The sequence below is a fragment of the Flavobacterium sp. LC2016-23 genome (assembly GCF_009674775.1).
GTDB lineage: Bacteria > Bacteroidota > Bacteroidia > Flavobacteriales > Flavobacteriaceae > Flavobacterium.
Genome location: NZ_WKKE01000010.1, coordinates 98,289 through 118,779 on the forward strand (window position 1 = coordinate 98,289; position 20,491 = coordinate 118,779).

The window sequence follows — 20,491 nt, forward strand, 5'->3', positions numbered from 1 at the left end:
AAAAATAAAAAAATATTTTACATATTAAAAAATTTATATCTTTGCCACGAATTAATAATTAACCTTTTATAATAAAGTAAGATGAAAAAAGTATTTTTAAGTTTAGCTGTTGTTGCTGTTTTAACTGTTGTATCTTGTAAAAAAGCTGATGCTCCAGCTACTGAAGCTGTAGATTCTACTGCAGTTACTGTTGATTCTGCTGCTGCTGTAGTTGATTCTGCTGCTGCAACTGTTGATTCTGCTGCTGCTAAAGTTGACTCTGCTGCTGCTAAAGTAGAAGAAGTAAAAAAATAATTAGAACCTAAGTTCTAAAAATTTTAAAACCATCCTTGAGATGGTTTTTTTTTGCTCAAAATTTAAAAAATTCCAATATAAAAAAATTCCAAATTCCAACAACACAAATTGCATTACCGGAATTTGGAATTTTAAACCTATTATTCTTACAAAACAAGCAACTGCACACTATTTGAATTTGGATTTTTTTTATTGGAATTTCTTTTTTTATTCCATTTCATCTTCAACCACTTCTTCATCCTCAAAAATCGATTCACTGGACGAGAAATCCAAAATCTCTGATCTTGACGCATAAGTAACAATTTCCTTGATTCCTTTCTGCAAAAGCAATTCTGTTGTGTATTTACGGCTTGTTGCGAAATGAACCTCCCCTAACATCAGCTTAAAAAAATACTTGCCTCCAGAGCCTTTAAATTTTAAAAATCTTGCCTGATCTATACTCAATTTAAATTTCTCAATATCTTCCTCACATTCAAATTTCAATTCATAACTCAAACTTGTAAAAATTACTTTTCCTTTCCTGGAAGTAAAAACAAATTTATATTCATCATTAAATCTTTTACTGATTACAAAGGCACCCATTTAGAATTGTTGATTTTAGATTGTTGATTTTAGACTGCTAAATCCTCGATTACTGATTTACACCCCATAGTTATTGGAGCAAACCCTTAGAACCCTACCGTCTTAGAAACTCAGAATTTCCACAAATAAAAAAAGCCTCTTCAAAAGAAGAGGCTTTAGTACTCAGAGCGGGACTTGAACCCGCACGAACATTGCTGTTCACTGGATTTTAAGTCCAGCGTGTCTACCAATTTCACCATCCGAGCATTATATGGTTTTGAGCGAAAAACGGGGCTCGAACCCGCGACCTCGACCTTGGCAAGGTCGCGCTCTACCAACTGAGCTATTTTCGCGTTTCAAATTCTAGTAAGAACCGCAATACCTGACTTGTTCTGTATTGCGGTTGCAAATTTAAGACATTTATTGAGTTATACAAGCGTTTTTTGAAAAAAAATTACACTTATTTTATAACCTTCTGATAACCTAAACTTTAAATATGAAAATTATTTCTTTACCAGCATTCTTTTGATCTCATTCAGCTTCATTAGCGCTTCAACAGGGGTGATCGCGTTTATATCAAGACTCATAATCTCTTCTTTTATCTCTTCCAATAGCGGATCATCCAGATTAAAGAAGCTCATTTGTATTTCATCATTAGCCGATTTTATTCCGTTTAGGGCATCACTTGAATGGTTCTTTTCTAATTTCTTTAATAGCTTCTGCGCTTTTAAAATTACAATCTGGGGCATTCCGGCCATTTTTGCGACATGAATTCCAAAACTATGGGCACTTCCGCCTTTTACGAGTTTACGGATAAAAAGAACCGTATCTTTCAATTCTTTTACGGCAACATTATAATTCTGAATTCTCGGCAACGATTCTGTCATTTCATTTAACTCATGATAATGGGTTGCAAACAGCGTTTTTGGTTTTGACGGATGTTCGTGCAAAAATTCGGCAATAGCCCAGGCAATCGATATTCCGTCATAGGTACTGGTTCCCCTTCCGATCTCATCCAGCAACACCAGACTTCGATCTGAGATATTATTCAGAATAGAAGCCGTTTCATTCATTTCGACCATAAAAGTCGATTCTCCCATCGAAATATTATCGGAAGCCCCTACTCTCGTAAAAATCTTATCAACGATTCCCATTCTGACACTGTCAGCAGGAACAAAGCTTCCCATTTGAGCCAAGAGGACAATCAAGGCTGTTTGTCTCAAAATAGCCGACTTACCCGACATGTTCGGTCCTGTAATCATAATCAGCTGTTGCGTTTCCCTGTCAAGGAAAACATCATTAGCAATATAAGGTGTACCTACAGGCAATTGCTTTTCGATTACCGGGTGCCTTCCGTTTTTGATTTCCAGTTCAAAAGTTTCATCGATTTCCGGGCATACGTATTGATTTTCTACAGCCAGCTGCGTAAACGAACACAAACAGTCTAATTGCGCTATCAAATAAGCATTCATCTGAACCGGCTTGATATAAGTGGCAATCCAGGCTACCAGTTGCTCAAAAAGATCGGTTTCAATTTTATAGATTTTCTCCTCAGCTCCTAAAATCTTGGTTTCGTATTCTTTTAATTCTTCCGTAATATAACGCTCTGCGTTGACCAGCGTCTGTTTACGAATCCATTCTGACGGCACTTTATCTTTATGTGTATTCCGAACTTCGATATAATATCCGAAAACGTTATTAAATGAAATTTTCAAAGAAGATATTCCGGTTCGCTCCGACTCTCTTTTTTCAATTCCCTCCAAATATTCTTTTCCGGATGTCGAAATGGCCCGTAAATCATCTAATTCCTCACTGATTCCTTTTGCAATAGCATTTCCTTTTGCAATGGCAACCGGAGCATCCTGGTTTAAAGTTGTTTTGATTTTCTCTCTTAATAAATCACAAGCATGCAAACTATCTCCAATTACCTTTACGGCTTCCTGCGGACTTTCGAGCGCCAGGGTTTTTATTGGAATAATAGCATCTAAAGATTCTTTCAGATACACAATTTCGCGAGGTGAAATCTTTCCAGTGGCAATTTTCGAAATCAGGCGTTCCAGATCTGAAATTTGCTTGATCTGGTACTGAATCGTATGCAAAACCTCCGGATTCGATTTCAGATAGGAAACAACATCATGACGGCCTTTTATTTTAGCACTGTCTTTGAGCGGTAAAGCAAGCCAGCGTTTTAACAAACGCCCTCCCATTGGCGAAAGCGTTCTGTCAATTACATCTAAAAGTGTCACAGCATTTGGATTGTAACTGTGATACAATTCCAGGTTTCGAATGGTAAAACGGTCCATCCAGACGTAGGCATCTTCAGCAATACGCTGAATTGCGGTGATATGCTGAACGCGATTGTGCTGCGTTTCGGACAAATAATACAAAATAGCCCCGGAAGCCACAACTCCTTCTTTCAGTTCTTCCACACCGAATCCTTTTAAGGAAACCGTCTGAAAATGCTTGGTTAACGTCTCTAAAGCATAATCTTCCTTGTAAATCCAGTCTTCCAGATAAAAACTATGGAAATCATCCCCAAAAGCGTCTTTGAAATCACCTTTATTATTCTTCGGAACCAGAACTTCACTTGGATTAAAGTTTTGTAATAATTTATCAATATATTCCGCATTTCCCTGAGCCGTTAAAAACTCTCCAGTGGAAACATCCAGAAAAGAAATCCCTATATTATTTTTAGCAAAATAAACAGAGGCCAGAAAGTTGTTTGTTTTGGACTGCAAAACCTCATCGTTTAAAGAAACGCCCGGAGTTACCAGTTCGGTAACACCCCGTTTAACGATGGTTTTGGTCATTTTCGGATCTTCAAGCTGATCGCAAATTGCCACACGAAGTCCCGCCTTTACTAATTTTGGCAAATAGGTATTAATCGAATGATGGGGAAAACCTGCCAAAGCCGTTTCGGTTTCAGAACCCGCACCACGTTTGGTCAATGTTATGCCCAGAATTTTAGAAGCTCTAATGGCGTCTTCTCCAAAGGTTTCGTAAAAATCACCTACTCTGAAAAGCAAACAGGCATCAGGATACTTTCTCTTGATTTCATTGTACTGTTTCATTAAAGGTGTTTCCTTCACCACTTTCTCTTTCGCTGCCAAATTATTATATTTTAAATGAAAAATTTATGACAGCGAATTTATAATATTTTGAAGGAATATTGAAGAGCAACAAAAATTAAAATATTTTAAGATTTTTTTAAGCACTGATATAAGAATTTTATATAGATTTGTTCATAATTAAAAAAGACTCTATAAAAGATGAAAAAAATAATTTTATTCGCTATGTTGGCTGTAGCTGGAATTACAGCTTCTAATGCTCAAAGTGCTAAAAAAGCAACTTCTAAAGTAGCTAAAGTTGAAGGAGCAGGAATGGCTTTCGAAACTGAAACAATTGACTACGGAACCATCGCTCACAATGCTGACGGGAAACGTGAATTTGTTTTTGTAAACAACGGAACTAAACCACTTATCATCACTAACACTCAGGGATCTTGTGGTTGTACTGTACCAACTACACCAAAAGAGCCAATCGCTCCGGGTGCTAAAGGTATTATTGGTGTAAAATATGCTACTGACAGAGTTGGTGCTTTTACAAAAACGGTTACTGTTACTTCAAATGCTGAAGGACAACCAACAAAAGTACTTACTATTAAAGGTACTGTTTTACCAGATCCAGTAAAAAGCTAATCTGAAAAAACAATCTAAAATAATTGAAAAAGCTTCCTTATCTTTGGAAGCTTTTTTTATGACCTGAATTCAACCCAAATGAGAAAACTTGAAAATAGTGAGCTGGAACGAAAATCGATTAAAGATTTTAAAGAATCCGAAAAAACACCCCTTATTTTAGTATTGGATGATATTCGCAGTTTACACAATATTGGATCTGTATTCAGAACAGCAGATGCTTTTTTAATTGAAAAAATAATCTTGTGCGGTATTACAGCTACTCCTCCCAATAAAGAAATTCACAAAACAGCCCTTGGCGCTACCGAAACTGTAGCCTGGGAACATCACGAAAATGTACTGGAAGTTATCGAAAATCTTAAAAAAGAAAACATCTTAACGCTTGCGATTGAACAAGTTGAAAGTGCCGTTTTTCTTCAGGATTTTAAAGTAACCAAAGATCAAAAATATGCATTGGTTTTTGGAAATGAAGTGTATGGCGTGGCACAGGAAGCAGTTGCCCTTTGTGATGGCTGTATTGAAATTCCCCAGCTGGGCACCAAACATTCCTTAAATATTTCTGTAAGTGCCGGAATTGTAGTTTGGGATTTATTTCAGAAGCTAAACTGGCCGAAATAGAAATATATTTTTTTATCGTTAGAAAATTGATACTTTTATAAAATGAAAAGTATCAATTTTGCAACAATATCTATTATATTTTTTGTTTTAAGTTTTTATTCATCAGATGCGCGCGGAAAAACCAATGGTTTTAACAGAAATATCGCACATGATGTAAAAGACACTATAAAATCTGCAAAAAGAAACCTGGCAGCTATTGACCCGCCCGTTCTTTTAGCTTCAGGAGATCAGACATACTGCCCTCAAACCACACTAAACATTGTTACAGGTATCACAATCAATCATGATCCTGCAGAAACGGGCACACAAGCACTTTATATTCAGGTTTCCTCCGGTTATTCTGGCGGTTTCGACAAACTTGAACTTTCAAATCCCGCATCTCATCCGTCAATTGTAACAAGCTGGGATGCTACTGCCGGAAAATTAAAATTATCAAGTCCGACTGGAGTTGACGTTTTATATTCAGATCTTGAAGCGGCTGTAAGAGACGTTGTTTTTTCGAATTCATCAGCCACTGCTTCCGGAACCAGAACTTTTTCGATTACCATCGGGCAAGCCAATTACCTTCCTTCTACACAACATTATTATTTATTTATTCCGAGTATTGGCATTACCTGGACTGCGGCAAAAACCGCTGCCGAAGTAAGTACTTATTATGGCCTTAAGGGATATTTAGCCAACATTTTATCTGCTGATGAGGCGCAATTAATTGGCGAACAGGCATCCGGAACAGGCTGGATTGGAGGCAGCGATTCCGAAACCGAAGGCACCTGGAAATGGGTTACCGGACCGGAAGCAGGCACCAAAATGATTTATACTTTCTGGAATAACGGCGAGCCTAACGACCAGGGAGGAAATGAAGATTATGCCCATGTAACGCAACCCGGAATTGGTATAAAAGGCTCATGGAATGATTTATCAAATACAGGATCATTAAATTCCGGTGACCCCTATCAACCGAAAGGATTTGTGGTGGAATATGGCGGAATGCCGGGTGAATTGCCTTTGCAGATTGCCGCCAGTACCAAAATTACCATTCCGGAAGTCCAGCCTATTATGCCGCAGCCTATCTGTGATTCGGGAAGTTTTACCATAACCACAGCACCCGCAACCGGAATAACCATTAATTGGTATGATGTTCCTACAGGCGGAATATCATTAGGAACAGGCAGCAGTTTTACGACTCCAATTCTAAATACCACGAAAATTTATTATGCTGATCCGGGCTGTGAAGCCAAAAGAAAAGCCGTTACGGTTACCGTAAACCCAACTCCGGATATCCCGACTACGACAAATCCAATCGTATCCAGATGTGGGCCTGGAAGCGTCGCTTTACAAGCCAGTTCTAATATTGGCACCATAAACTGGTTTACGACCGCTACTGGAAACACAAGCATCTACACCGGTGTTAACTTTTCTACACCAACCATTACAACCAATACGACCTATTATGCCGAAGCTTCAAACAATGGCTGCATAAACAGTACCCGTATTCCTGTTGACATTGTTATTTATGCCCCACCTGCAGTTACAGAGGAGAAAGATATTCCGTTATGTGAGGGTCGCGATGTAATTCTGGATGCAGGAATTACCGGAATGGAGTATTTATGGTCTACCGGCGCAACAACCCAGACCATCAAAGTAATTACGGGAGGAACTTACACGGTTGAAGTTAAAAGTCCCGCTCCTGAAAACTGTCCAAGTACAAAGACGATAACGGTTCAGGAACATCTGATCCCTAAAATTGACCGTATAGAAACAAACGGAACCACCGCTACTATTTATCTGGCCAAAGAAGAAGAGTACTATGAATATTCTGTTGACGGGTTTACTTTTCAGGATTCCAATACCTTTTACGATGTGCCGGGTGGATTACAAACTGCTTATATCAGGGAGAAAAATGGCTGCGAGGGAACTACACAAGATTTTGTTATTCTGGTTTTCCCTGCTTTTTTCACTCCGAACAATGATACTTTTAATGATGTTTGGGAAGTAAACGGGATGGAAAATTATCCTCAGGCACAAGTCACTATTTTTGACCGCTACGGAAAACTCCTGACAGAATTAACTGCTTCTAAAATGTTCTGGGACGGGACTTTCAATAAAATTCCTCTACCCGCTTCCGATTATTGGTATGCCTTAAGAATAGACAATACGAAACCTGTTATAAGAGGTCATTTTACCTTGAAAAGATAAAAATCAGTTACGCCATTTTCTTTTTAATTTCATTCAGGATAAAAAGATAGTCTTCGTGTTTTTTTACAAAATCACGATCGGAAACGTCAATAATCAAAACGTTTAGATCGGTTTGGGATTTGATATAATCCAAATATCCAACATTGATTTTATCTAAATATTCTGCTGAAATATTCTGTTCGTAAGCACGGCCGCGTCGTTTAATGTTCTCTAACAATCTTGTTGTATTTTGATATAAATAAACATACAAATCAGGCTTTTGCATTTCTTTATAAATAATATCAAACAGGTTTCTGTACAAGCGATATTCATCTTCAGCCAGCGTAATTTTAGCAAAAATCAATGATTTGAAAATATGGTAATCGGCTACTATAAAATCTTTAAATAAATCAAACTGCGCTAAGTCATCTGATAATTGCTGGTATCTGTCGGCCAGGAAAGACATCTCCAGCGGAAAGGCATATCGGTTTTGATCTTTATAAAATTTAGGTAAAAACGGATTGTCTGCAAAACGTTCCAAAACGGTTTTTGCATTAAAATCTTCAGCAATTTTATGCGCCAAAGTCGTTTTTCCGGCTCCTATATTTCCTTCAAAGGCGATGTAATTAAAGGTCTCAAGCGGAATTTCCTGCAACGGATTTTCTAAATCCTGCACAACGGTACAAAGACTGTCATCGGGTGTAATTGCCAGTAGTTCGGTTATCGTTTTTTGAAATACGGGATGCTTCCAGTCTAATTTTAAATCCTTCATCGGGAGTAATACAAATTTCCTGTTTTGCATTAACGGATGTGGAATTTCCAGTTTCTCCGATTTAATAATTTCGTTATCAAATACAATCAGATCGACATCAATGAGACGCGATTGATAACCTTCCTGATTCAAACGGATTCGTCCTAATTGTTTTTCGATTTTTAAAACCTGATTCAGTATTTTTTGTGCTGAAGAATTGGTGTGTATCACCAACGCACAATTATAAAAAGCATCACTTTCAAAACCCCAGGCAGGCGTCTCGTAAAGCTTTGAAACCTTAATGACAGTTCCCACTTCCTGATGTATAAGTTGAATACAACTTTCGATGTTTACTAACCGATTTCCCTGATTACTGCCTATTGCTAATACGACCTGATGCTGTGATTTCATAATAAATGCAAATTAACTAAAACTATTTCAGAATTAATTACATTATTTTAATAGATACTATTTTTAGATAAAGGGAAAAAATAGTATTTTTCATCTGAAATTCACTTTAACAAAGTATTATATTCCAAAAACAATCTTGTTTATCAGAAGAATAAATGTGATATTTTCAATTATATTTGTAACAAACCAGCCCTTTTTAATACTTATTAATAAAATATATTTTATGAAATTTCTAGGAAATGTAGTTGCCACAGTGATTGGTATTTTTGTATTCATTATGTTATTCTTTTTCGGTGTAATTCTTATCGGTGCCATTTTTGGAGGAGATGAGACTGTTTCTGTTAAAGCTGATTCTGTGATAGAATTAGATTTGAAGAAAATCAAAAATGATTACGCAGGAAAATATAAAGATCCCTGGGTAACGGTCTTTTCGGACCAGAAAGGAGTTGGTTTAACCGATGTGATCCATGCTATTGAAGCTGCCGAAACGGATAGTAATATTAAAGGAATCTCCATCTTAAATGATCAGTCATCGTTAGGACTGGCGCAATATAAAGATTTAAGAAACGCGCTTGAAAAATTCAAGAAATCAGGCAAATTTGTATGGGCTTATGCTAACACCTATTCGCAAAAAGAATATTATTTAAACTCTGTTGCCAACACCGTTTATTTAAACCCTGCCGGAGACCTAGACTTCAAAGGTCTTTCGTCTGAAGTTATGTTCTTTAAAGATTTTCAGGATAAATCAGGAATCCATATGGAGGTGATTCGTCATGGAAAATACAAAAGTGCCGTTGAACCCTTTTTGGAAAACAAAATGAGCGACGCCAACAGAGAACAGGTAACCGCTCTTTTAAATTCGATCTGGTCCACCGTTTCGAGTGACATTTCAAAAAGCCGAAACATTCCTTTAGCGAAACTAAACGAAATCGCAGACGGATTGTTAGCCAGAACTCCCGAAATGGCCAAAGCACAGCATCTGGTTGACATTGTGGCTTATGAGGATGTTTATCATGACGCGATCAAAAAGAAGCTAAAAGTGGCAGACGATGAGGAGTATCATAAAATTTCCATTTTAGATTACACTCAAAACAATATCACAACAGCACTGACAAACACTTCAAGTGATCAGATTGCCATTATTTACGCTCAGGGCGAAATTCAGAGTGGCGAAGGTGATGTTACCGTAATTGGTGAAGGTGCCATGCGCCGTTCTTTGCAGGAAGCCCGAAAAAACGAGGATGTAAAAGCTATTGTTTTAAGAATCGACAGCCCTGGAGGAAGTGCACTGACTTCTGATCTGATCTGGAGAGAAATTGAAATCACCAAAAAAGTAAAACCAGTTGTCGTTTCTATGGGGAATTATGCCGCTTCAGGAGGTTATTATATCGCTTGTAATGCGAATACCATTTTCGCAGAAAGCAATACCATAACAGGTTCCATCGGTGTTTTCGGAGTTTTACCAAATTTCAGCCCTTTAGCGAATAAATTAGGGATCAATACCGAGCAGGTAAAAACACACGAAAATTCAGCCAACTACAGTCCGTTTGTGCCAATTGACGAAAAATTCAAAGCCTTTACATTAGAAGGTGTAGAAAACATCTATAAAACTTTTGTAACGCATGTAGCCGAGGGTCGAAAAATGACTTTTGCTCAGGTTGATGCCATTGCACAGGGAAGAGTCTGGTCCGGTTCTGAAGCGATAAAAATTGGTTTGGTAGATAAAATCGGCGGACTGAATGATGCTATTGCAGAAGCGGCGAGAATCGCCAAAATAAAATCGTACAGTACCCAGAATTATCCGGAATACGAAAAATCATTTGACGATTTACTATCAAATTTACCTTTTGCAAAATCCAAAGAGGCTTTTATTAAAGAAGAAATCGGTGAAGAAAATTACATGATTATCGAACAGGTTAAAAGATTTCAAAAACAAAAAGGAGTTCAGGCCATGTTACCTTTCGGATTAAATATTCAATAAAATAATAAAAACATACAACCTAAATCCGTCCGGGTCTTTCTCAGACGGATTTTTCATTTTAATTAACCAAAAGTTAATTTGTACTTAACATCTTTAACCACCACTCTTCTCTATTTTAGCCAAAAATTACAAAACAGATAAAACAAAAGATATCTCTTTCATAAAGTTTTAAAAACATAGAAAATTAATTTATTTTTTTTTGATAGCTTGCCATAATCGAAATTCGATCTAAGGCAGGCTATTGTTTTTTATATTAATTTTGAAATAAACTCCACTATAAAAGTCTATTTTTGCAAGAATAGCATTCCAATTAAGAACCTTAATCCTCAAATCTATAATTAATTATGTTAAAGAAAATTTTAAAAATCACAGCCATCGTCCTCGTGGTATTTATTGCCGCGCTCTTCGCCATTCCTTATTTTTTCAAAGATCAGATAAAGGCGAAAATTTCAGAAGCTATTAACGAAAGTGTAGATGCTAAAGTGAGTTTTGCAGATGCCGATTTAAGTTTGTTCAAAAACTTTCCTAATGCTACGGTTGGAATTGACAAGCTAGTCATCATCAACAAAGCGCCTTTTGAAGGAGATACTTTGGTTTCGTTAGGTAAATTAAACCTGAAGATGAGTATCAAAGAACTTTTTAAAGGAAAAGACGAACCGCTGAACATTCAGGGCATAAGTTCTGAAAATGGTCTGATCAATATTATTTTTAATAAAGATGGTGTCGGAAACTTTGATATTGCATTGAAGGACAAAGAAAAAACAGAAAAAGAAGAAGCCGGCAAACCGCTTGCTTTAAAAATTCAAAACTATAAGATCGAAAATTTCACTTTCAGGTATATCGATCAGGGTTCTAAAATCAGAATGGTCATTGACAGTTTAAATCACGAAGGAACCGGAGATTTTACCAATTCAAAACTTGATTTAGTGACCAAATCCACAGCTAAAGTTTCTCTGGATATGGATAAAATCAATTACATGAAAAATATATCCCTGACTTTAGACGCTGTTTTGGGAATTGATTTAGAAAAAAGCAAATATACTTTTAAAGAAAACAAAGCTTTAATCAACCAGTTGCCATTAGAATTTGACGGATTCATTCAGATGGTTGAAAAAGGTCAGGTTTATGATTTGAAATTTAAAACGCCAACTTCATCCTTTACCAATTTCCTTGGATTGATTCCTTCGGCTTATGCTTCCGGTTTAGACGGTGTAAAAACCACAGGAGATTTTACGGTAGCAGGTTTTGCAAAAGGCGAATTAACCGATACTACTGTACCGAAATTCAACATTGCAATTGCTTCCAACAATGCTTCTTTTCAATATCCGAACTTACCAAAGTCTGTTCAGAATATTGTAATTGACACTAAAATCATTAATGAAACCGGTATTCTGAATGACACCTACGTTAATTTAGACAAGCTATCTTTCAGAATTGATCAGGATGTTTTCAGCGCTAAAGCAAATGTGAAAAACATCACCGTAAATCCTATCGTAGATGCCGCCTTAAAAGGAACGATCAATCTGGCGAATCTTTCCAAAGCGTATCCGATCAAACTTGACAAACCTTTGGCCGGTATTCTGAAAGCCGATGTAACGACTAATTTTGATATGGCTTCTGTAGAAAAAAGCCAGTATGAAAATATCAAAAATGCCGGAACAATGAGTTTGTCAGGCTTTAAATACACAGATGAAAACAACAAATCAATGAACATCAGCACGGCTTTGGTACAATTTGACCCAAGCACAATCAACCTGAAACGATTTGATGCTACTACGGGGAAAAGTGATATCAGTATTAATGGAGTACTGGAAAATTTCTACGGTTTTATGTTCAAAAAACAAGAACTTAAAGGAAACTTCAACATGAGTTCCAACCAACTTGCCGTTGACGATTTTATGACTTCAGGTGAACCTGCAACCACTAAAACGGAGGCAAAACCATCGGAAGCCATGAAAATTCCGGCGTTTTTAAATTGTACCATCAATGCAAAAGCAACAACTGTTTTGTATGATAACCTGAAACTAAAAGATGTATCCGGAAAATTAATTGTGAAAGATGAAAAAGCAACTTTAGAAAACTTTAAAACTTCTATTTTCGGAGGCTCAATAGGATTAACAGGTACTGTTTCCACAAAAGAGAAAGTACCGACTTTTAATATGAATTTAGGGTTCAATCAGGTTGATATTGCTCAGACTTTTACGCAGCTGGACATGATGAAAAAAATTGCTCCTTTAGCAGGAATCATCAATGGAAAATTGAATTCAACGATTAAATTGAACGGAAATTTAGATGCCAAAGAATTAACTCCGGATTTAAAATCGCTTTCGGGAGATTTACTGGGCCAGTTGCTTTCGACTACCTTAAACAGTAAAAATTCGACTGTATTGAATTCGCTGACTTCGAATATTAAGTTTCTTGACGCCAGTAAACTGAACTTAAATGATTTGAAAATGGCCTTGACTTTTGACAACGGAAAGGTAAATGTAAAACCATTTGATATTAAATACCAGGATATTAAAATTACTGTGGGCGGAACACATGGTTTTGATCAAACGATGAATTACAACTTAAAATTAGATGTTCCGGCTAAATATTTAGGAACTGAAGCCAATGCCTTAATTGCTAAAATGTCGCCTGCAGATGCAGCAAAACTGGACAACATTCCGGTAAATGCGATGATTACAGGTAATTTTTCCAATCCGAAAATCTCAACGGATATGAAAAGTGCTGTGAGCAGTTTAACCACTCAGTTAGTAAAGCAGCAAAAAGAGAAACTGACTCAAAAAGGGGCTTCTGCACTTACGGATTTAATTAACAAAAACACAAAAGCAAAAGACACTACGAAAGCGGCAGCAACTGAGAAAGAAAAAAACACTCAGGAAGCTACCAAAAAAGCAAGTGATTTATTGAACGGTTTGTTTAAGAAGAAAAAATAGTAATTAAGCAAAAACAAAAAAAGGTCAATCTAATAGATTGACATTTTTTTGTTTTACTTTTATTTTAAACTGCTTTTGAATATATTTTCAATTTTCCGTTATTGAGAATTTTATTCAGTATTTTAAAATAATCTTTTTTGGAATGCTTGATGATATTAACCCCAACACTGCAATTATCGTAAGGCTCGTATTTTTTAAGTTCTGAAACCGAAAACAAACCAACTGTTGGAGTATATACAGAACTTGCCAAATGCATCATTCCGCTGTCAGCTCCTATAAAAACATCTGTATTTGCTATCAATGCTCCTATTTCCCTAATATCTTTACTGTAAAATGTGGGTGCCTGAAAACCAATTTGAGAGACATTCTCGATAGGTAAGACTTCAATTATATTATAGTCGGCATATTCCTTTTTTAGCGCTTTATAGAAATCTTCCCACCAAATTTCCGGCAAACATTTTGTTCCGGTGGCATACGTAAATAAACAGATCGTTCTTCTTGAATTGTTTATTATCAATCTGTTCAGCGTCTTTTTGCCTTCCGCGAATTCAGACAAACTTAATTTGAGATTTAAAGAAGCTATTATTTTGTTGCTTTTCGGTAATCCTAGTTTGGTCAGATAGTTTCTGAAATTGTATACCGGATATTTTGCGATGTGGTCGTAATCTTTTTTTACAGATTGCATTTCTCCGTCTGAATCTCCGAAGAATTTATATCTGGCATTAGAGAACTGCACTGCCAGGCGTCCGGAAGAAGAATTCTGATCGACATTGATTGCGATATCATATTTTTGCCTTTTTATGGAGATCCACACCTTCGCGTATTTGAGCAAATCTTTAAAAGGCTTTTTAGGCAGGTCGATTACTTTTTCAATCGCATCATAATTTTGAAAAATTATGGGAGCTAACGTTCCCTTAACAAACAAATCGACTTTACAATTTGGAAATATCTCTGTTACTTCCTGAACGAGTGGTGTAATCAATAATAAGTTTCCTAATCTTCCATTAGGTCTGCAGATTAAAACTCTTTTAATATCATTTTTATCCAGCAAAACAATATCCCCCTGAAAATTGGACTTCCCAATATTCTTAGTAAGATTGCGCATTAAACTGCGTCTGAAAACATTTATATTTTTTAAAACACCCATATTATTAAATCGCTTAACATTCTTAAATCTTCACTTAATTCGAAAAAAAAATCAATAATTGAACTAACTCAAAGCTAGTTTCTTTTTTTTCTTAAAATTAGATTCTTTCAATAAGTAATTATTACAAAATTGTAACGTAATGTATCAACATTCACATACTCAACTTATTGAAAGCGATTTAAAAATAGTAAAACGATTATATAAACAGGAAAACAATATACCGTCAGTCTATAAATGCAGACGATTCAGCCATAAACCTAGACGTTTACAGTAACAACATATCCTTCGGAACTGCGAATATTAAAAACCGTTCCGTTTTCAAAAATCAAATACTGCCCTTTAATTCCAGTTAATTTTCCATTAAAGGATGGTGTTTTATCAAGGTTCAGACTTGCCACTTTTGCCGGAAAATTTAAAACTGGATACTGCAATTCATATACATCATTCTTTTGGCTATAAAAATATTCCTTAGCTTCTGCCGGAATTAAACTTTCCACTTTTTCTTTTTCTTTAATTAAATCAAAAGTCTCTGTTTCATTCTGAAGCATTTTTCGCCAATTGGTTTTATCCGTATAGTGACTTTTCAAGGCAACCTCGGTGATTCCTGCCAAATACCGATTCGGAACCTCAACAATTGCGATGGCCTGACTCGCTCCCTGATCGATCCACCGGGTTGGAACCTGTGTTTTGCGTGTTACCCCGACTTTTATTTCACTTGCTACCGCCAAGTACACAATATGAGGCTGCAATTGCACCTTTTGTTCATATTCTAAATCACGATCTGCAATTCCTAAATGCGCGGTACTTAATTCGGGTCTCATAATCCAGTCGCCAACGGCCGGGCTGGAATAAAAGCAATCATAACAAAAACCCTGTCTGAATATTTTCTTTTTTTTATTGCAATTCAAACATTGGTAACCGACAAAATTGATATCAATTTCTTTATTTAATAATTGATTCATATTGAGAAAACTGTCTTCAAAAACCAGGTAATACTGGATAGGATTTCCGATTTCTGTCTGCATTTTGGTAAGTACTCCCTGGTATGTCATTTGATTTTTGAATTGCTGATTTTAGATTTCAGATTACTATTAAAAGTTTAAATTTTGAAACGTAATCTTTTCCTTAAATAAATTGTTTTTTGTAAAAAAACACTATTTTTGATACAACGCCAAAGTTAATATTTGTATATCGATATTCAAATTTTAAATTTCCTGTTTTTTAATCCAAATCGGAAATCTAAAATCTAAAATCTAAAATTCCCATGCCCTTATCCATAATCAACTCATTTGCATCCTGGGTTCTAAAACAAAGAATTCATCAAATAGAGCTCTTTCTAAAATATCCGAATGAAGTTCAGGAAGAATTGCTGCATAACTTACTGACCGCTTCTGAAAATACGATTATTGGGAAACAATATGAATTTTCATCCATCAACTCGTATCAGACTTTTGCTGAAAGAGTGCCTATTGCTACTTACGAAGAGTTACAACCTCTGATTGAGCGAACACGTCAGGGCGAACAGGGTGTTTTTTGGGAAACCCCGATCAAATGGTTTGCCAAATCAAGCGGAACTACGAATGCCAAAAGTAAATTTATACCGGTAAGCACGGAGGCTCTGGAAGATTGTCACTATAAAGGAAGTAAAGATTTACTTTGTTTATACCTGAACAATAATGAGGATTCTGAATTGTTTTTGGGAAAAAGTCTTCGCTTGGGCGGAAGCTCTCAGATTTATGAAAACAACAATACTTTCTTTGGGGATCTTTCTGCCATTTTGATTGAAAACATGCCCATCTGGGCTGAATTTAGCAGCACGCCAAGTAATAAAACTTCCCTGATGAGTGAATGGGAAGCTAAAATTGCTGCAATTATCAATGAAACAAAAAACGAAAATGTAACCAGTTTTGCCGGAGTTCCTTCCTGGATGCTGGTACTAATGAATAAAGTGCTGGAAAATACCGGAAAAGAAAGCTTATTGGAAATCTGGCCCAATCTTGAAGTCTATTTTCATGGAGGCGTAAGTTTTTCTCCCTACAAAGAACAATACAAAAAAATATTACCCAGCAAAGATTTCAAATATTACGAAATATACAATGCTTCAGAAGGCTTTTTTGCCATTCAGGACCTGAATAACTCAAGCGATTTGTTATTAATGCTGGATTATGGAATTTTCTACGAATTTATTTCAATGGATACTTTTGGAACTCCAAACCAGAAAGTAATTCGTCTGGCTGATGTTGAACTGAACAAGAACTACGCTATTGTCATTACCACTAATTCCGGTTTATGGCGCTATTTAATTGGAGATACGGTCCGTTTTACATCTTTAAACCCTTACCGAATTCGCGTGACGGGAAGAACCAAGCATCATATTAATGTTTTTGGTGAAGAATTAATGGTCGAAAATACCGATCAGGCCATTGCCAAAGCCTGTCAGATTACGCAGACTGAAGTGATTGATTATACAGTAGCGCCTATTTTTATGCAGGACAAAGAAAAAGGGGCTCACGAATGGATGATTGAGTTCAAGAAAAAACCTGCGGATGTAGGCCTTTTCCAGAAAGTACTGGATGAAACACTGCAGACTTTAAACTCTGATTATGAAGCCAAGCGTCACAACAATATGACTTTAAACCCTTTGGTGATTAATGTCGCAAGAGAAAACTTATTTTATGACTGGCTTAAAGAAAGAGATAAATTAGGCGGACAACATAAAATTCCGAGGCTTTCGAATCAACGTGATTATCTGGAGCAGTTGAAAGAGATGTGTGTCGTTAAGAGCTAAACACGAATTTCACTGATTTTCCACTGATTATTTAGGCTTCGTTTATCGCAAGATGTCTATTTAAATACTTAATTCCACTGAATCGCATGAGGGATAGCAGTGGAAATCCTTTTTGTTTTTTCTTTAAAAACAAAAAGATTGAAACGAATAGCCCGACCCGCCTTTTCCGGCGGGACATGCCCATAAAAAAACCTTAGCATTACTGAGAACTAAGGTTTGTATTTTTAAGTTTATTTATTATTTCTCCCTTCGGTCGAAATCACATTAGTAATTCCGTAAAGAAATGTCGCCAATCTTTGTCGAGCTACGAGTGTGATTTCTCCCTTCGGTCGAAATGACAAAAAAGAACTGAATTCTTACCTACATCATATCGATATATCGGTCATGATATCCGAGTAAATATAAAACACCATCAAGCCCTAAACTTGAGATTGAAGTGGAAGCGCTCTCTTTTACTTTTTGTTTGGCATGGAACGCAATTCCTAAACCGGCTAAGTTGAGCATTGGCAAATCGTTGGCGCCATCACCAACCGCTATGGTCTGGTTGATATGAATACCTTCTTTGTCTGCAATAGCTTTTAAATGCTCTGCTTTCTTCTGACCGTCGATGATATCTCCGATATATTTCCCGGTTAACTTACCGTCTTTGATCTCTAATTGATTGGCATGAACGTAATCGATCCCTAATTCTTTTTGCAAATATTCTCCGAAATAGGTAAATCCTCCGGAGAGAATGGCCGTTTTGTACCCGTAATATTTCAGGGCTTTCATCAAACGGTGCGCTCCTTTTGTTATGGGTAATCTTTCAGCAACAGATCGCAAAACATCTTCACTTAAGCCTTCTAACAAAGCCATGCGCTGTTTAAAGCTTTCATTAAAATCAATTTCACCATTCATGGCCAATTCTGTAATAGCCCTTACCTGTTCGCCTACTCCGTTAAGTTCGGCTAATTCATCAATGACTTCTGTCTGGATCAGCGTAGAATCCATATCAAAACAAACGAGACGTCTGTTTCTTCGGTAAATATTATCTTCCTGAAAAGAAATATCCACATCCAGCGTTCTTGAAATCTGCATGAAACTGGCTGTCATCACGATCTTATTTACAATTTCGCCGGTGACGGATAATTGTATGCAGGAACGGGGATTCTCTTCTATTTCGATGATAGAAGTCCTTCCTGTTAATCTTATAATGGAATCGATATTTAAATTCTGATCGGATAATATTTTAGTTACTGCTGCCAATTGCGAAGCGGCTAACTTCTCTCCCAAAATATTAATGATGTATCGTTGTTTTGATTGTGATTTTACCCACGTTTCGTAATCCTCAATAGAAATCGGAATAAATTTAACTTTGATTTCCAATTCGTAAGCTTTAAACAATAAGTCTTTTAAAACGGGTCCGGAACTGGAACCTGCTTCAATTTCAAATAAAATACCTAAAGAAAGTGTGTCGTGAATGTCGGCCTGGCCTATATCTAAAATAATCGCATCGTAAGTTGCCAATACTGCTGTCAAACCAGCCGTAACTCCGGGTTTATCGTGACCTGAAACTTTTAATAAAATAATCTCTTTATCTTCTATTGCCATTTTTTCTTTATTGATTAAGAGCGACAAAAATCGACAATCTATTGTTGATAAAAAAGAATAATCTTTGTTTTTTTGAAAAGAAAAAGCACATAAACATGTGCTTTTTAAAGTAATTTAACAATTATGTTCCGCTATTAGAATAACATAACTTTATTGGTTATGCCTCTGGCTGTTTTTCGTCAAAATTTACCATCCATCCTACACCAAATTTATCTTTAAACATTCCGAAATAAGCCCCCCAGAAGGTATCATTCATAGGCATTTCTACGTGACCTCCGGCTGAGAGTCCGTTAAAAATACGGTCTGCTTCTTCCCTGCTTTCCGTATTAATGGAAATTGAAAAATTATCTCCAATACGCAAATCTCCAAATTTTGGATGACTGTCACTTCCCATTAAAACGGTATTCCCAATGGGCAGGGAAACGTGCATAATTCTGTTTCCGTCTTCTTCAGCCATTTTGTTGCTATCGTCTTCTTCCGGTATATCTTTAAACTTCCCGATATACGGAAATTCACCTCCAAAAACGGATTTATAAAATAAGAATGCTTCTTCACAATTCCCGTTAAAAAGCAAATAAGGATTTATTGCTGCCATAATCTTTGTTGTTTATTGTTTGTTGTTTCTATTCTCTTTATTCTATTCTCTATTTTCTTAATTCTATTCTCTAGCCTCTATTCTCTCTCTTCCGCCAATTCTTTCACTGTTTCCAGTCCTTTCGGAAAAGCTTCTTTAAAGTAATCCAGGTATTTTTCAACTACATCCACCTGAGCAACCAAATCAGTAAATTCATCATCAGGCGTCAATCGATACGTTTCCATTGCACCGCTCCACTTTTTTGTTTCTTCGTCAATAGGCAATTCTTTAAAGTCTTTTATTTCCCCTATATGCTTAAAAGCCATATATTCATTTGGAATTTTAGTTTCAATGATACTATTCATTCCTTCTCCGCCCGGCGACATAAAATGTATTTTATCACCTTCGTTCCAGTCGCTTACAGCATAAGAACCTTCACAGAAAGCTCCTGTCCATTTTTTATAGGTCTCATCCGCCCATAAAATGTTCCAGACTTTTTCTGCCGGAGCTTTAATTCTAATTTTAAATTCTAATGTTTCCATCTTTAAGGTTGTTGCGGTAATTTGCTAAAATCCATATATAACACATTCCAGCGATGTCCGTCTAAATCAGCAAAACCAGCACCGTACATCCATCCCTGGCTTTCGGCAGGAGGGGCAAAAACAGTACCTCCGGCTTTTTTAACTTTTTCAGCCAATTCATCTACTTCCGCTACACTTTCAGCATCAATCGAAATCAGGATTTCTGAACTTAATTGTGTATCCGGAATTTTGCTTTTAGAAAAGCTTTCAAACAAAGTATTTTCAAAAAGCATCACTACAAAATTTCCTTCTCCCACCAACATACAAGTCGAGGTTGGAGTGTCATGTTGTTCATTAAAAGAAAAACCTATTTTCCAAAAAAAGTCTTTCGCCTTTGCCACATTTTTAACGGGCAGATTCAGCCAGATTTGTTTCGCCATCTATTA

Annotated in this window: 16 protein-coding genes and 2 tRNA genes; 7 read left to right on the plus strand and 11 right to left on the minus strand. The window is 36.4% G+C overall.

What is annotated here, in order from left to right; all coding sequences use genetic code 11:
* Window positions 1-81 precede the first annotated feature (81 nt).
* Window positions 82-294, plus strand: a complete 213-nt coding sequence (locus GJU43_RS10315) for a hypothetical protein (RefSeq protein WP_127339320.1) — start codon at window positions 82-84, stop codon at window positions 292-294.
* 207 nt (window positions 295-501) lie between these two features.
* Here the strand turns inward: GJU43_RS10315 and GJU43_RS10320 are convergent, their stop codons facing one another.
* The 4 genes from GJU43_RS10320 to mutS all read right to left on the minus strand — a co-directional run bounded on the left by GJU43_RS10320 (window position 502) and on the right by mutS (window position 3,965).
* A complete protein-coding gene (locus GJU43_RS10320; protein ID WP_154340684.1) occupies window positions 502-876 on the minus strand; it encodes a DUF1508 domain-containing protein in 375 nt (124 codons plus the stop codon).
* Window positions 877-1,035: 159 nt separating this feature from the next.
* Window positions 1,036-1,121, minus strand: a tRNA-Leu gene (locus GJU43_RS10325).
* A gap of 14 nt (window positions 1,122-1,135) precedes the next feature.
* Window positions 1,136-1,208: transfer RNA gene (locus GJU43_RS10330), tRNA-Gly, on the minus strand.
* 150 nt (window positions 1,209-1,358) lie between these two features.
* On the minus strand, window positions 1,359-3,965 hold the full coding sequence (mutS, locus tag GJU43_RS10335; protein WP_195760036.1) for a DNA mismatch repair protein MutS: 2,607 nt from the start codon (window positions 3,963-3,965) through the stop codon (window positions 1,359-1,361).
* 159 nt (window positions 3,966-4,124) lie between these two features.
* On the opposite strand from mutS, the gene GJU43_RS10340 reads away from it, so the two are divergent.
* The 3 genes from GJU43_RS10340 (at window position 4,125) to GJU43_RS10350 (ending at window position 7,364) form a co-directional block, all read left to right on the plus strand.
* Window positions 4,125-4,553, plus strand: coding sequence for a DUF1573 domain-containing protein (locus GJU43_RS10340; RefSeq protein WP_154340685.1), 429 nt, complete (start codon window positions 4,125-4,127; stop codon window positions 4,551-4,553).
* A 78-nt stretch (window positions 4,554-4,631) separates the two neighbouring features.
* On the plus strand, window positions 4,632-5,168 hold the full coding sequence (locus GJU43_RS10345) for an RNA methyltransferase (RefSeq protein ID WP_154340686.1): 537 nt from the start codon (window positions 4,632-4,634) through the stop codon (window positions 5,166-5,168).
* A 42-nt stretch (window positions 5,169-5,210) separates the two neighbouring features.
* Window positions 5,211-7,364 (plus strand): T9SS type B sorting domain-containing protein, encoded by a 2,154-nt coding sequence (locus GJU43_RS10350; RefSeq protein ID WP_154340687.1) that lies wholly within the window; start codon window positions 5,211-5,213, stop codon window positions 7,362-7,364.
* A 7-nt stretch (window positions 7,365-7,371) separates the two neighbouring features.
* On the opposite strand, the gene folK is transcribed toward GJU43_RS10350, so the two are convergent.
* On the minus strand, window positions 7,372-8,505 hold the full coding sequence (gene folK, locus GJU43_RS10355; RefSeq protein WP_154340688.1) for a 2-amino-4-hydroxy-6-hydroxymethyldihydropteridine diphosphokinase: 1,134 nt from the start codon (window positions 8,503-8,505) through the stop codon (window positions 7,372-7,374).
* A gap of 223 nt (window positions 8,506-8,728) precedes the next feature.
* Here folK and sppA point away from each other — a divergent pair, with 223 nt between their 5' ends.
* Both sppA and GJU43_RS10365 read left to right on the plus strand, forming a co-directional pair.
* On the plus strand, window positions 8,729-10,486 hold the full coding sequence (gene sppA / locus GJU43_RS10360; RefSeq protein WP_154340689.1) for a signal peptide peptidase SppA: 1,758 nt from the start codon (window positions 8,729-8,731) through the stop codon (window positions 10,484-10,486).
* Between the two features lie 344 nt (window positions 10,487-10,830).
* Complete coding sequence (locus GJU43_RS10365; protein ID WP_154340690.1) at window positions 10,831-13,425, plus strand: AsmA-like C-terminal region-containing protein; 2,595 nt, start codon at window positions 10,831-10,833, stop codon at window positions 13,423-13,425.
* Between the two features lie 64 nt (window positions 13,426-13,489).
* On the opposite strand, the gene GJU43_RS10370 is transcribed toward GJU43_RS10365, so the two are convergent.
* Both GJU43_RS10370 and GJU43_RS10375 read right to left on the minus strand, forming a co-directional pair.
* Window positions 13,490-14,572, minus strand: coding sequence for a glycosyltransferase family 9 protein (locus GJU43_RS10370; protein WP_154340691.1), 1,083 nt, complete (start codon window positions 14,570-14,572; stop codon window positions 13,490-13,492).
* Window positions 14,573-14,829: 257 nt separating this feature from the next.
* Window positions 14,830-15,624: a DUF2797 domain-containing protein gene (locus GJU43_RS10375; protein ID WP_154340692.1), complete on the minus strand. Its 795-nt coding sequence runs from the start codon at window positions 15,622-15,624 to the stop codon at window positions 14,830-14,832.
* A gap of 212 nt (window positions 15,625-15,836) precedes the next feature.
* Between GJU43_RS10375 and GJU43_RS10380 the strand changes: the two genes are divergently transcribed.
* Window positions 15,837-17,360, plus strand: coding sequence for a GH3 auxin-responsive promoter family protein (locus tag GJU43_RS10380; protein WP_154340693.1), 1,524 nt, complete (start codon window positions 15,837-15,839; stop codon window positions 17,358-17,360).
* 360 nt (window positions 17,361-17,720) lie between these two features.
* Here GJU43_RS10380 and serB read toward each other — a convergent pair whose 3' ends face one another.
* The 4 genes from serB to GJU43_RS10400 all read right to left on the minus strand — a co-directional run bounded on the left by serB (window position 17,721) and on the right by GJU43_RS10400 (window position 20,485).
* A complete protein-coding gene (serB, locus tag GJU43_RS10385; protein WP_154340694.1) occupies window positions 17,721-18,950 on the minus strand; it encodes a phosphoserine phosphatase SerB in 1,230 nt (409 codons plus the stop codon).
* A gap of 157 nt (window positions 18,951-19,107) precedes the next feature.
* Window positions 19,108-19,545, minus strand: a complete 438-nt coding sequence (locus GJU43_RS10390) for a VOC family protein (protein WP_154340695.1) — start codon at window positions 19,543-19,545, stop codon at window positions 19,108-19,110.
* Window positions 19,546-19,622: 77 nt separating this feature from the next.
* A complete protein-coding gene (locus GJU43_RS10395; protein WP_154340696.1) occupies window positions 19,623-20,066 on the minus strand; it encodes an SRPBCC domain-containing protein in 444 nt (147 codons plus the stop codon).
* Between the two features lie 2 nt (window positions 20,067-20,068).
* Window positions 20,069-20,485: a VOC family protein gene (locus GJU43_RS10400; protein WP_154340697.1), complete on the minus strand. Its 417-nt coding sequence runs from the start codon at window positions 20,483-20,485 to the stop codon at window positions 20,069-20,071.
* Window positions 20,486-20,491 lie beyond the last annotated feature (6 nt).

What these genes read in the sequence shown, in the direction of transcription:
- GJU43_RS10315 (WP_127339320.1), top strand. Translation starts at nt 82, where the DNA reads ATGAAAAAAGTATTTTTAAGTTTAGCTGTTGTTGCTGTTTTAACTGTT.
- GJU43_RS10320 (WP_154340684.1), bottom strand. Translation starts at nt 876, where the DNA reads ATGGGTGCCTTTGTAATCAGTAAAAGATTTAATGATGAATATAAATTT.
- GJU43_RS10340 (WP_154340685.1), top strand. Translation starts at nt 4,125, where the DNA reads ATGAAAAAAATAATTTTATTCGCTATGTTGGCTGTAGCTGGAATTACA.
- GJU43_RS10345 (WP_154340686.1), top strand. Translation starts at nt 4,632, where the DNA reads ATGAGAAAACTTGAAAATAGTGAGCTGGAACGAAAATCGATTAAAGAT.
- GJU43_RS10350 (WP_154340687.1), top strand. Translation starts at nt 5,211, where the DNA reads ATGAAAAGTATCAATTTTGCAACAATATCTATTATATTTTTTGTTTTA.
- folK (WP_154340688.1), bottom strand. Translation starts at nt 8,505, where the DNA reads ATGAAATCACAGCATCAGGTCGTATTAGCAATAGGCAGTAATCAGGGA.
- sppA (WP_154340689.1), top strand. Translation starts at nt 8,729, where the DNA reads ATGAAATTTCTAGGAAATGTAGTTGCCACAGTGATTGGTATTTTTGTA.
- GJU43_RS10365 (WP_154340690.1), top strand. Translation starts at nt 10,831, where the DNA reads ATGTTAAAGAAAATTTTAAAAATCACAGCCATCGTCCTCGTGGTATTT.
- GJU43_RS10370 (WP_154340691.1), bottom strand. Translation starts at nt 14,572, where the DNA reads ATGGGTGTTTTAAAAAATATAAATGTTTTCAGACGCAGTTTAATGCGC.
- GJU43_RS10375 (WP_154340692.1), bottom strand. Translation starts at nt 15,624, where the DNA reads ATGACATACCAGGGAGTACTTACCAAAATGCAGACAGAAATCGGAAAT.
- GJU43_RS10380 (WP_154340693.1), top strand. Translation starts at nt 15,837, where the DNA reads ATGCCCTTATCCATAATCAACTCATTTGCATCCTGGGTTCTAAAACAA.
- serB (WP_154340694.1), bottom strand. Translation starts at nt 18,950, where the DNA reads ATGGCAATAGAAGATAAAGAGATTATTTTATTAAAAGTTTCAGGTCAC.
- GJU43_RS10390 (WP_154340695.1), bottom strand. Translation starts at nt 19,545, where the DNA reads ATGGCAGCAATAAATCCTTATTTGCTTTTTAACGGGAATTGTGAAGAA.
- GJU43_RS10395 (WP_154340696.1), bottom strand. Translation starts at nt 20,066, where the DNA reads ATGGAAACATTAGAATTTAAAATTAGAATTAAAGCTCCGGCAGAAAAA.
- GJU43_RS10400 (WP_154340697.1), bottom strand. Translation starts at nt 20,485, where the DNA reads ATGGCGAAACAAATCTGGCTGAATCTGCCCGTTAAAAATGTGGCAAAG.